At 65.4% G+C, this 11896-nt stretch carries 15 protein-coding genes; all 15 read left to right on the top strand.

Going from position 1 to position 11896, the window contains the following annotated elements; all coding sequences use genetic code 11:
* The first annotated feature begins 77 nt into the window (after window positions 1-77).
* The 15 genes from P3W85_RS12300 to P3W85_RS12230 all read left to right on the top strand — a co-directional run bounded on the left by P3W85_RS12300 (window position 78) and on the right by P3W85_RS12230 (window position 11894).
* The gene (locus P3W85_RS12300) at window positions 78-395 is read left to right on the top strand and encodes an STAS domain-containing protein (RefSeq protein ID WP_017228806.1); all 318 of its coding nucleotides are present in this window, start codon (window positions 78-80) and stop codon (window positions 393-395) included.
* Window positions 396-642: 247 nt separating this feature from the next.
* Entirely contained in the window at window positions 643-1593 is a 951-nt protein-coding gene (locus P3W85_RS12295) for an ABC transporter ATP-binding protein (protein WP_017228807.1), read from the top strand.
* A 56-nt stretch (window positions 1594-1649) separates the two neighbouring features.
* Complete coding sequence (locus tag P3W85_RS12290; RefSeq protein WP_276264975.1) at window positions 1650-2420, top strand: ABC transporter permease; 771 nt, start codon at window positions 1650-1652, stop codon at window positions 2418-2420.
* A gap of 76 nt (window positions 2421-2496) precedes the next feature.
* Window positions 2497-2742, top strand: coding sequence for a BolA family protein (locus tag P3W85_RS12285; RefSeq protein ID WP_017228809.1), 246 nt, complete (start codon window positions 2497-2499; stop codon window positions 2740-2742).
* A 171-nt stretch (window positions 2743-2913) separates the two neighbouring features.
* Entirely contained in the window at window positions 2914-4164 is a 1251-nt protein-coding gene (gene murA / locus P3W85_RS12280) for a UDP-N-acetylglucosamine 1-carboxyvinyltransferase (protein ID WP_017228810.1), read from the top strand.
* 28 nt (window positions 4165-4192) lie between these two features.
* The gene (gene hisG, locus P3W85_RS12275) at window positions 4193-4855 is read left to right on the top strand and encodes an ATP phosphoribosyltransferase (protein ID WP_017228811.1); all 663 of its coding nucleotides are present in this window, start codon (window positions 4193-4195) and stop codon (window positions 4853-4855) included.
* Window positions 4856-4888: 33 nt separating this feature from the next.
* On the top strand, window positions 4889-6226 hold the full coding sequence (gene hisD / locus P3W85_RS12270; RefSeq protein WP_017228812.1) for a histidinol dehydrogenase: 1338 nt from the start codon (window positions 4889-4891) through the stop codon (window positions 6224-6226).
* An 88-nt stretch (window positions 6227-6314) separates the two neighbouring features.
* Window positions 6315-7415 (top strand): histidinol-phosphate transaminase, encoded by a 1101-nt coding sequence (hisC, locus tag P3W85_RS12265; protein ID WP_017228813.1) that lies wholly within the window; start codon window positions 6315-6317, stop codon window positions 7413-7415.
* A 4-nt stretch (window positions 7416-7419) separates the two neighbouring features.
* Window positions 7420-8013, top strand: a complete 594-nt coding sequence (gene hisB, locus P3W85_RS12260) for an imidazoleglycerol-phosphate dehydratase HisB (protein ID WP_017228814.1) — start codon at window positions 7420-7422, stop codon at window positions 8011-8013.
* 120 nt (window positions 8014-8133) lie between these two features.
* Window positions 8134-8757, top strand: a complete 624-nt coding sequence (locus P3W85_RS12255) for a YchE family NAAT transporter (protein ID WP_017228815.1) — start codon at window positions 8134-8136, stop codon at window positions 8755-8757.
* Complete coding sequence (gene hisH, locus P3W85_RS12250; protein WP_035814311.1) at window positions 8754-9407, top strand: imidazole glycerol phosphate synthase subunit HisH; 654 nt, start codon at window positions 8754-8756, stop codon at window positions 9405-9407. Before P3W85_RS12255 ends, hisH begins: the two co-directional genes overlap by 4 nt.
* 91 nt (window positions 9408-9498) lie before the next feature.
* Complete coding sequence (gene hisA / locus P3W85_RS12245) at window positions 9499-10245, top strand: 1-(5-phosphoribosyl)-5-[(5-phosphoribosylamino)methylideneamino]imidazole-4-carboxamide isomerase (protein WP_017228817.1); 747 nt, start codon at window positions 9499-9501, stop codon at window positions 10243-10245.
* A gap of 78 nt (window positions 10246-10323) precedes the next feature.
* Window positions 10324-11094 (top strand): imidazole glycerol phosphate synthase subunit HisF, encoded by a 771-nt coding sequence (gene hisF / locus P3W85_RS12240; RefSeq protein ID WP_276264972.1) that lies wholly within the window; start codon window positions 10324-10326, stop codon window positions 11092-11094.
* A 15-nt stretch (window positions 11095-11109) separates the two neighbouring features.
* The gene (gene hisI / locus P3W85_RS12235) at window positions 11110-11517 is read left to right on the top strand and encodes a phosphoribosyl-AMP cyclohydrolase (protein WP_017228819.1); all 408 of its coding nucleotides are present in this window, start codon (window positions 11110-11112) and stop codon (window positions 11515-11517) included.
* The gene (locus P3W85_RS12230; protein WP_017228820.1) at window positions 11514-11894 is read left to right on the top strand and encodes a phosphoribosyl-ATP diphosphatase; all 381 of its coding nucleotides are present in this window, start codon (window positions 11514-11516) and stop codon (window positions 11892-11894) included. Before hisI ends, P3W85_RS12230 begins: the two co-directional genes overlap by 4 nt.
* Window positions 11895-11896: the final 2 nt, after the last annotated feature.

Raw genomic sequence — 11896 nt, 5'->3', positions numbered from 1 at the left:
CCGATCTGTTCTACAATGGGCGCTCCCGCTTCTGCGGGCGTGCTTTTCCCCAGACTCGCATCCCCGGACCCTGCCAGATGCTTTCGCTCGACACCTCGCTGACCAACCGCAACGCCGCCGCCGTGCTGCGTGACGGGCTGGCACGCCTGGCCCAGGGCGAAGCCCGGGTCGACTGCAGCGGCCTGACCCAGGTCGATTCCGCCGCGGTCGCCGTGCTGCTTGCCTGGCAGCGCGATGCCGCCAGCCGCGGCCAGTCGCTCGCGATTGTCGGCGCACCGGCGCAACTGGCCGATCTGGTCAAGCTGTACGGTGTCGATTCCCTGCTGCAAGTGGCGCCCCAGGCGGTTGCCACGGGCACCCAGGGCGCGCAAGGCACCATTTCCCACCGACATTGAATCGGCATCCGTGGCAAGCTGCAGATCAGCGCTTGCTACCGCGATGCCCGGGCGATGGCTCGCGCCACGCCTCGCGCTCACAGCGGGACTGCTCCCGCATCCCCTATAATTCCGGGTTGTTCGACCGTTCCGGCGCATAAGGCACGGGCAAGGCACGGTCGAAGCACCCAGGCGGTCCCCGCCATTTCAAGGAGGCCGGCGTGCGAGCCAGAAAGAGCCCGACGCGCCTGCCAAACAGTATCCGGCCATGAAAGCCATCGAACTCAAAGACGTTCGCAAGCGCTACCGCAACCTGCAAGCGCTCAAGGGTGTCAGCTTCACCGTCGAGCGTGGCGAATTCTTCGGCCTGCTCGGCCCCAACGGTGCAGGCAAGACCACGCTGATCTCGATCCTGGCGGGCCTGAACCGTGCCGACTCCGGCAGCGTCAGCGTGCTCGGCCATGATGTGGTGTCCGATTACCGGCTGGCGCGGCGCATGCTGGGCGTGGTGCCGCAGGAACTGGTCTTCGATCCCTTTTTCACGGTGCGCGAGACCCTGCGCCTGCAGTCCGGCTATTTCGGCCTGACCCGCAACGACGACTGGATCGACGAGATCATGGCCAACCTGGATCTCACCAACAAGGCCGACGCCAATATGCGCCAGCTTTCCGGCGGCATGAAGCGGCGCGTGCTGGTGGCCCAGGCGCTGGTGCACAGGCCGCCGGTGATCGTGCTCGACGAGCCGACCGCGGGGGTCGACGTGGAACTGCGGCAGACCCTGTGGAAATTCATCTCGCGCCTGAATCGCGAGGGACACACCATCATTCTCACCACCCACTATCTGGAAGAAGCCGAGGCCCTGTGCGACCGGATCGCCATGCTCAAGTTCGGCGAGGTGGTGGCGTTGGACCGTACCAGCAACCTGCTGAACCAGTTCGCCGGGCTGCAACTGGCGCTGACTTTCTCCCGGGGCGCGCTGCCCGCTGCGCTCGAGCCGCTGCGCATGCCCGCCAACCCGGGCGAACGGGCGGTACGGCTGCGGCTGTCGGGCTATCCAGCGGTGGAGCCGATCCTGGCCGCCTGCCGCGAGGCCGGTTGCGAGATCGAAGACATGGAAATCAACAAGGCAGACCTGGAGGACGTGTTTGTGCAGATCATGCGGCGCGAAGGCCACATGCCTGGCGCGCTGCCGGATACGGCGGTGGAGGCCGCAGCATGAAGATGCCAAGCGAATTCGACGGTACGCAGGACGCCATCAACACCCACCTTGCGCCGATGGCGGTGGGTGGCCTGGTGGGTTTCCGCACCTTGCTCTACAAGGAAGTGCTGCGTTTCTGGAAGGTCAGTTTCCAGACCGTGGCCGCGCCGGTGCTGACCGCCATCCTGTACCTGCTGATCTTCGGCCATGTGCTGGAGAACCGCGTGAAGGTGTACGACCAGATCAGCTATACCGCCTTCCTGGTACCGGGGCTGGTGATGATGAGCGTGCTTCAGAATGCTTTTGCCAATAGCTCTTCGTCGCTGATCCAGTCCAAGATCACCGGCAATCTGGTGTTCATCATGCTGCCGCCGTTGTCGCACTGGGAGATGTTCGGCGCCTACGTGGTGGCTTCGGTCGTGCGCGGCCTGGCCGTGGGCCTGGGCGTGCTGCTGGTCACGGCCTGGTTCGCCAACCTGCACTTCGCCTATGTCGCCTGGATCCTGGTGTTTGCCTTGCTGGGCGCGGCGATCCTGGGCACGCTGGGGCTGATCGCCGGGATCTGGGCCGAGAAATTCGACCAGCTCGCGGCCTTCCAGAATTTCCTGATCATGCCGGCAACCTTCCTGTCCGGTGTGTTCTATTCGATCCACTCGCTGCCTCCCTTCTGGCAGGCGGTGTCGCACGCCAACCCGTTCTTCTACATGATCGACGGCTTCCGCTACGGTTTTTTCGGCGTCTCCGACGTGGCGCCGACCTTCAGTCTCGCAGTCGTGGGTACGGCTTTCGTGCTGCTCGCGGCGATAGCGCTGCAGCTGCTCAAGAGCGGCTACAAGCTGCGCCACTGAGCGGCGGCCCGCCGCCCCGCCCGAACCTGCAAGCGAACCGACGCGACCTACAGCGAAACAACGCGAAAAGACAACCATGCTGCCTACACCCCAACAAGTCAGGGACTATATCGCCCAAGGCCTCTCCTGCGAACACCTGGAAGTGGAGGGCGACGGCCAGCACTTCTTCGCCACCATCGTCAGCGCCGAGTTCGATGGCAAGCGCCTGATCCAGCGCCACCAGCGGGTCTATGCCGCGCTGGGCGACCGCATGCGTGCGGAGATCCATGCGCTGTCGATGAAGACGCTGACGCCGGCCGAGTGGCAAGCGCAGGGCAAGTAAGACGGACCAGACAAGCTGGCCGCCCGACAGGCCGGACGCGACAATCAGGGCTAGCGCCATCCAGGCGGCCCACGGGTAACAGATGCCGCGGCAATGCGCCTTGACGCACGGTCGCGGACCGTAACGAATCATGCCGGACGCCGCCAGGCGCCCGGCCGGAATTGAAAGAACATGGACAAACTCGAGATCCAGGGCAATGGCCCGCTGCGAGGCGAGATCCGCGTTTCGGGCGCCAAGAACGCCGCGCTGCCGATCCTGTGCGCCGGCTTGCTTGCTGCCGATACCGTGTCGCTCGACAACGTGCCCAACCTGCAGGATGTGCGCACCACGCTCAAGCTGTTGCGCCAGATGGGCATGACGGCCGAGCAGGACGGCGCGCGCGTCACGCTGAACGGCACCGACGTGAACTCGCCCGAGGCCCCGTATGAACTGGTCAAGACCATGCGCGCCTCGATCCTGGTGCTGGGTCCGCTGGTAGCGCGCTTCGGCGAGGCACGCGTGTCGCTGCCCGGCGGCTGCGCCATCGGCGCGCGCCCGGTCGACCAGCACATCAAGGGCCTGCAGGCCATGGGCGCCGAGATCAGCATCGAGCACGGCTTTATCCATGCCCGCGCCAAGCGCCTGAAGGGCGCGCGCGTGGTGACCGATATGATCACCGTGACCGGTACCGAGAACCTGCTGATGGCCGCCACCCTGGCCGATGGCGAAACCGTGCTGGAAAACGCCGCGCGCGAGCCCGAGGTCACCGACCTGGCCAACCTGCTGGTCAAGATGGGTGCCCGCATCGAGGGCATCGGCACCGACCGGCTGGTGATCCATGGCGTGGAGCGGTTGCACGGCGCCAGCCATACCGTGATCGCCGACCGTATCGAAGCCGGTACCTTCCTGTGCGCGGCGGCCGCGACGCTGGGCGACATCGTGCTGCGCGGCGTGCAGCCGTCGATCCTGGACACCGTGCTCGACAAGCTGCGCGAAGCGGGCGCCACCATCGAGACCGGCGATGACTGGATCCGCCTGAAGCTGGACCAGCGCCCGCACTCGGTGAGCTTCCGTACCTCGGAATACCCGGCATTCCCGACCGACATGCAGGCGCAGTTCATGGCGCTGAACAGTGTCGCCGGCGGCGTGGCCCGCATTACCGAAACCATCTTCGAAAATCGCTTCATGCACGTGCAGGAACTCAACCGCCTGGGCGCCGACATTGCAGTGGAAGGCAATACCGCGGTGGTCACCGGCGTGCCCCGCTTGTCCGGCGCCAAGGTCATGGCTACCGACCTGCGTGCCTCCGCCAGCCTGGTGATCGCCGGCCTGGTAGCCGAGGGCGAGACCGTGATCGACCGCATCTATCACCTCGACCGCGGCTACGACCGGATGGAAGACAAGCTGTCGGCAGTGGGCGCCAAGATCCGCCGCATCGCCTGAGCGCGCACGACACGAACAAAGGACGCAGATGAGCCCCTCCCCTACCCAGCTGACGCTGGCCCTTTCCAAAGGCCGGATCTTCACCGAAACCATGCCGCTGCTGGAAGCGGCCGGAATCCAGGTCACCGAGGATCCGGAAACCTCGCGCAAGCTGATCCTGCCCACCTCCGATCCGGACGTGCGCGTCATCATCGTGCGCGCCTCGGACGTGCCGACCTATGTGCAATACGGCGCGGCCGATTTTGGCGTGGCCGGCAAGGACGTGCTGATGGAGCACGGCATGGCCGGGCTGTACGCACCGATCGACCTGAATATCGCCAAGTGCCGCATGTCGGTGGCGACCTCGGCCGGCTTCGACTACGCCAGCGCGGTGCGCCAGGGCGCGCGGCTGGCGGTGGCCACCAAGTATGTGCAGACCGCGCGCGAGCATTTCGCCAAGAAGGGCGTGCACGTGGACCTGATCAAGCTGTATGGCTCGATGGAACTCGGGCCGCTGGTGGGACTGGCCGACGCCATCGTCGACCTGGTCAGCACCGGTGGAACGCTGCGTGCCAACAACCTGGTCGAAGTGGAAGAGATCGTGCAGATCTCGTCGCGCCTGGTAGTCAACCAGGCAGCTCTCAAACTCAAGCGTGAGCGGCTAGCCCCGATTCTCGACGCGTTTGAACGGGCCTCCGCCGCGCTGGCCTGATGCCGCGCGAGAGAGGGCCTGGGGAATGGAGTCATGAACGAAAATTCTATGCAAAACCTGGCAATCCGCCGCCTTGATTCGACCGAGCCCGGCTTTGCCGCCGAGTTGCGCCAGGTGCTGGCCTTCGAAGCCGGCGAAGACGAGGCGATCGATCGCGCCGCGGCGCAGATCCTGGCCGACGTGAAGGCGCGCGGCGATGCCGCGGTACTGGAATACACCCAGCGTTTCGACCGCGTCGAAGCCGCCTCCATGGGCGCGCTGGAACTGTCGCAGGCCGAACTCGAAACTGCGCTCGACGAACTCGAACCCAAGCGCCGTGCGGCGCTGGAAGCCGCGGCGGCGCGCGTGCGCGCCTACCACGAGAAGCAGAAGATCGAGTGCGGCAGCCATAGCTGGGAATACACCGAGTCCGATGGCACCGTGCTGGGTCAGAAGGTGACCCCGCTGGACCGTGTCGGCATCTATGTGCCGGGCGGCAAGGCGGCCTATCCGTCGTCCGTGCTGATGAACGCGATCCCCGCACGCGTGGCGGGCGTCAAGGAAGTCATCATGGTCGTGCCCACGCCCGGCGGCGTGCGCAACGAGCTGGTGCTGGCCGCCGCGCAGATCGCCGGCGTGGACCGCGTGTTTACCATCGGCGGCGCGCAGGCGGTTGGCGCGCTGGCCTACGGCACGGCCACGCTGCCGCAGGTCGACAAGATCGTCGGGCCGGGCAATGCCTACGTGGCGGCCGCCAAGCGCCGCGTGTTCGGCACCGTCGGCATCGACATGATCGCCGGCCCGTCCGAGATCCTGGTGATCTGCGACGGCACCACCGATCCCGACTGGGTGGCGATGGACCTGTTCTCGCAGGCCGAGCATGACGAACTCGCGCAATCCATCCTGCTGTGCCCGGACTCCAACTACCTGGCCCAGGTGGAAGAAAGCATCCAGCGCCAGCTCGATTCCATGCCGCGCCGCGATGTCATCCGTGCCTCGCTGTCCGGTCGCGGCGCGCTGATCCGCGTGCGCGACATGGACGAGGCCTGCGAGATCGCCAACGCGATCGCACCGGAGCACCTCGAGATATCCGCCGAGAACCCGCGCCACTGGGCCGAGAAGATCCGCCACGCCGGCGCCATCTTCCTGGGCCGCTATACCAGCGAGTCGCTGGGCGACTACTGCGCCGGGCCCAACCACGTGCTGCCCACCTCGCGCACCGCGCGCTTCTCGTCGCCGCTGGGCGTGTATGACTTCCAGAAGCGCTCCAGCCTGATCGAGGTGAGCGAGCAGGGCGCGCAGATGCTAGGCCAGATCGCAGCCGAACTGGCTTATGGCGAGGGTTTGCAGGCTCACGCCCGCAGCGCCGAGTACCGCCTCAGGCGTAACTGAGGCACAGCGGCCGGGTTCCGGGTTTTTCCGGCGCCCGGCCGGGTAGCAGCAATCAGCACCGACAACCACCGACCAAAGAGGTACTCCAATGTCAGCAGTGCAGCCTTCCCTGATCGAACGCATCATCCGTGACGACGTACGCGCCATGGGCGCCTACCATGTGCCGGATTCGCACGGTCTGGTGAAGCTGGACGCCATGGAAAACCCCTACCGCCTGCCCGATGCGCTGCGCGACCAGTTGGCCGCGCGGTTGGCCGAGGTGGCGCTCAACCGCTATCCGGTGCCCAGCAGCGAAGCGCTGCGCGCGCGCCTGAAGACGGTGATGGAGGTGCCGGCGGGCATGGATGTGCTGCTGGGCAACGGCTCGGACGAGATCATCAGCATGCTGGCGCTGGCCGTGGCCAAGCCGGGCGCCAAGGTGCTGGCACCGGTGCCGGGCTTCGTCATGTATGCCATGTCGGCCCAGTTCGCCGGGCTGGAGTTCGTCGGCGTACCGCTCAAGGCGGATTTCACGCTGGACCGCGCCGCCATGCTGGCGGCCATGGCCGAGCACCAGCCCGCCGTCGTCTACCTGGCCTACCCGAACAATCCCACCGGCAACCTGTTCGACGCGGCCGATATGGAGGCCATCGTGCGCGCCGCCCAGGGCGAGGTCTGCCAGAGCCTGGTGGTGGTCGACGAGGCCTACCAGCCGTTCGCCCAGGACACCTGGATGCCGCGCCTGGCCGAGTTCGGCAACCTGCTGGTGATGCGCACCGTCTCCAAGCTGGGCCTGGCCGGCATCCGGCTGGGCTACCTGGCCGGCGCGCCGGAATGGCTGTCGCAGCTCGACAAGGTACGCCCGCCGTACAACGTCAATGTGCTGACCGAGGCCACCGCGCTGTTCGTGCTGGAGCATGTCGACGTGCTCGACCAGCAGGCCGCGCAGCTGCGTGCCGAGCGCGCCACCGTGGCCAGCGCCCTGGCCGCTCTGCCGGGCGTGACGGTGTACCCCAGCGCGGCCAATTTCCTGCTGGTGCGCGTGGCAGATTCCGCCCGTCTGTTCGAAGGCGTGCTCGCGCGCAAGGTATTGATCAAGAACGTGGGTAAAATGCACCCATTGCTGGCCAACTGTCTGCGCGTCACGGTCAGCACTCCCGAAGAGAACGCGCAATTTCTCGCTGCCTTCCAGGCCGCGTTGCAGGATTAACACCATGCGTGTTGCAGAGGTCACCCGCAATACAACGGAAACGCAAATCCGCGTTTCGCTGAATCTCGATGGCACCGGCCGCCAGAAACTGGCGTCCGGCGTGCCGTTCCTCGACCACATGCTGGACCAGATCGCCCGCCATGGCATGTTCGACCTCGAGGTCGAAGCCAGCGGCGACACCCATATCGATGACCACCATACGGTGGAAGACGTCGGCATCGCGCTTGGCCAGGCGGTCGCCAAGGCGATTGGCGACAAGAAAGGCATCACCCGCTACGGCCACAGCTATGTGCCGCTGGACGAATGCCTGTCGCGCGTGGTGATCGATTTCTCGGGCCGCCCCGGGCTGGAGTTCCACGTGCCGTTCACCCGCGCGCGGGTGGGCAGCTTCGATGTCGACCTGACCATTGAATTCTTCCGCGGCTTTGTCAATCATGCCGCGGTGACGCTGCATATCGACAACCTGCGCGGCATCAACGCCCACCATCAGTGCGAAACCGTGTTCAAGGCCTTCGGCCGCGCGCTGCGCATGGCGGTGGAGATGGATCCGCGCGCGGGCAACACGATTCCGTCGACCAAGGGCACCCTGGTAGGCTGAATGCTGCCGGCGCGCCACTAGCCTCGCGTGCCGGCGCGTTTCGCTGCGCCGGCGAGAACCTCCGATCAATGCGGTACCAACGCGACATTTGCGCGAGACCAACCGGCTACGCCGAACCCGATGGATACGCTTAAGTCGTTCATCTCGCTGCTGGCACTGATCAACCCGATCGGGGCCATCCCGTTCTTCATCAGCCTGACCACCCAGCAGACCGAGGAAGAAAAGCTGCACACCATCAAGATCGCGTCGATCTCGGTGGCGACGGTGGTGGCCATCTCCGCCTTGCTGGGCCAGCAGATCATCGAGTTCTTCAATATCTCGGTGGCCTCGCTGCAGGTGGGCGGGGGCCTGATCATGATCATGATGGCCATGAACATGCTGAACGCCCAGACCGGGCGCACCAAGGCGACGCCGGAGGAAGAAGACGAGGCGGAGGCCAAGGCCAGCATCGCGGTGGTGCCGCTGGCGCTGCCCCTGCTGACCGGGCCGGGCTCGATCAGCACGGTGATCGTCTACGCAGGCAAGACCCAGCACTGGTATCAATTGCTGATCCTGGTCGCAATTGGCGTGGCGCTGGGTGCGGTGGTGTATATAGTGTTCCGTGCCGCCGACCCGATCGCACGCGTGATCGGGCGCACCGGCATCAATATAGGCACGCGCCTGATGGGACTGATCCTGTCGGCGTTGGCCGTAGAATTCATTGTGGACGGGCTGAAGACATTGTTGCCTGTTTTGAAATCATGACTACCATAGCAATTGTGGATTACGGCATGGGCAACCTGCGCTCGGTGGCGCAGGCTCTGCGTGCCGCGGCACCGGAAGCGGACGTGCAGGTGGTGGACCGGCCCGAGGCGATCCGCGCGGCGGACCGCGTGGTGCTGCCCGGCCAGGGCGCGATGCCCGATTGCATGGCCGCGCTGGGCGCGTCGGGCCTGCAGCAGGCCGTGATCGAGGCCGCCGCCAGTAAGCCCCTGTTGGGTGTGTGCGTTGGCGAACAGATGCTGTTCAACCTCAGCAAGGAAAGCAGGACGGAAGGCGGCGACACCCCGTGCCTGGGGCTGATGCCTGGCGAGGTGATCCGCTTTGAACTGGATGGCATGACCCAGCCGGACGGTTCGCGCTACAAGGTGCCGCAGATGGGCTGGAACCGCGTCAACCAGGTTCGTGCCCATCCGCTGTGGGCTGGCATCCCTGACCAAAGCTGGTTTTACTTCGTGCATAGCTACTTCGTCCATGCGCAGGATCCGGCGCATATCGCCGGCGAAACCGACTACGGTGTCTTATTTACGAGCGCGGTGGCACGCGATAATATTTTTGCCACGCAGTTCCACCCCGAAAAGAGCGCCGCCATGGGCTTGCAGCTGTACCGGAACTTCGTGCACTGGAATCCCTGAACCTCGATAGCGGCTTTATTGGGACCGGGCCGACCGGCCATGCTGGCCTAGGCTCAACTTTCTCTTTCACTCATACACGCTCTTCACACTTATGTTGCTCATTCCGGCCATCGACCTGAAGGACGGTCAATGTGTACGCCTCAAGCAAGGCGACATGGACCAGGCCACCGTCTTTTCCGAAGATCCCGCCGCCATGGCACGTCACTGGGTGGAGCAGGGCGCACGCCGCCTGCACCTGGTCGACCTGAATGGGGCGTTCGTGGGCAAGCCCCGCAATGAAGCCGCCATCAAGGCCATCATCGCCGAGGTGGGCGATGAAATTCCGGTCCAGCTCGGCGGCGGCATCCGTGACCTGAACACCATCGAGCGCTGGCTCGACGGCGGCTTGTCCTACGTCATCATCGGCACGGCCGCGGTCAAGAACCCCGGCTTCCTGAAGGACGCCTGCTCGGCGTTCGGCGGCCATATCATCGTCGGCCTCGACGCCCGCGAAGGCAAGGTCGCCACCGATGGCTGGAGCAAGCTGACCGGCCACGAAGTCGCCGACCTCGCACGCAAGTACGAGGACTACGGCGTGGAAGCCATCATCTACACCGATATCGGCCGCGACGGCATGTTGCAGGGCATCAATATCGATGCCACCGTAAAGCTGGCGCAATCCGCCGCGATCCCGGTGATCGCCAGCGGCGGGCTGCACAACCTGACGGATATCGAACGCCTGTGCAGCGTGCAAAAGGATGGAGTGGAAGGCGTCATCTGTGGCCGCGCGATCTATTCGGGCGACCTCAATTTCGCCGAAGCCCAGGCGCTTGCCGACAAGCTCGGCGCCGAGCAGTAAGACAACGCGCCTTTGCGCGCGACAATTGCAGCCACCGGTTCCCGCACGGGCAGGCGCCGGTGGCAGGCAAGGAATCTCATGCTAGCCAAACGTATCATCCCCTGCCTCGACGTGACCAACGGGCGGGTGGTCAAGGGTGTCAACTTCGTCGAATTGCGCGACGCGGGCGACCCGGTCGAGATCGCCCGCCGCTATGACGAGCAGGGCGCCGATGAAATCACTTTCCTGGACATCACCGCGACCAGCGATGGCCGTGACCTGATCCTGCACATTATCGAGGCGGTTGCGTCCCAGGTCTTCATTCCACTGACGGTGGGTGGCGGCGTGCGCGCCGTGGAAGACGTGCGGCGCCTGCTCAATGCCGGTGCGGACAAGATCAGCGTCAATTCCTCGGCCATCGCCAACCCGCAACTGGTCTCCGACGCCACGGCGCGCTACGGCTCGCAGTGCATCGTCGTGGCGATCGACGCCAAGCGCAGCTCGGCGCCCGGCGAACCGGCGCGCTGGGAAGTCTTCACCCACGGCGGACGCAAGGCCACCGGCCTGGACGCCGTGGCATGGGCGCGCGAGATGGCCGCGCGCGGCGCCGGCGAGCTGCTGCTCACCAGCATGGACCGCGACGGCACCAAGAGCGGCTTCGACCTGGAACTCACGCGCGCTGTCAGCGATGCGGTGTCGGTGCCGGTGATCGCCTCGGGCGGCGTGGGCGGCCTGCAGGACCTGGCCGATGGCATCAAGCTCGGGCATGCCGACGCTGTGCTGGCTGCCAGCATCTTCCACTACGGCCAGCATACCGTTGGCGAAGCAAAAGCATTCATGGCCCGCGAGGGCATCCCGGTGCGGATCTGAACACGGCGAACCGACATGGCAAAAAAGTGGCTTAACAGGGTGAAGTGGGACGACAACGGCCTGGTGCCGGTGATCGTCCAGGAAGTCGGCTCGAACGACGTCCTGATGTTTGCGTTCATGAACCGCGAGGCGCTGCAGCGGACGGTCGAGCTCGGCGAGGCGGTGTTCTGGTCGCGCTCGCGCAAGCGCTTGTGGCACAAGGGCGAGGAATCCGGCCACGTGCAGAAGATCCACGAGATCCGCCTTGACTGCGATGAAGACGTGGTCCTGCTCAAGGTCACCCAGAACGACGGCATCGCCTGCCATACCGGGCGCCATTCCTGCTTCTTCCAGAAGTTTGACGGCGACGCCGACAGCGGCGACTGGCAGACCGTCGAGCCGGTGCTCAAGGATCCATCCACCATCTACGCGGCCAAGCCATGAGCGAACAACAGCCGAGCAGCGCGGATGTGCTGGCCCGCCTGGCCGCCGTGCTGGAATCGCGCAAGCCGGAAAACGGCGGCGATCCCGACAAATCCTACGTGGCGCGCCTGTTCCACAAGGGCGATGACGCTATCCTGAAGAAGATCGGCGAGGAAGCCACCGAGACCGTGATGGCCGCCAAGGACGCGCGTGCCGCCGGCCTGGGCCAGGAGGCGGTCGGCAAGGTGGTGTACGAAGTGGCCGATCTCTGGTTTCACAGCATGGTGCTGCTGGCCCGCTTTGGCCTGCAGCCGGCCGACGTGGTCAACGAACTGGCTCGCCGCGAAGGCCTGTCCGGTCTCGAAGAAAAGGCCCAGCGCAAGACCGACGGCACCTGAAG

Origin of the sequence: Cupriavidus basilensis (assembly GCF_029335485.1) — a bacterium.
GTDB lineage: Bacteria > Pseudomonadota > Gammaproteobacteria > Burkholderiales > Burkholderiaceae > Cupriavidus > Cupriavidus basilensis_E.
The sequence above is the reverse complement of the archived record's forward strand: the minus strand, read 5'-3'. Positions and strand labels throughout refer to the sequence as shown.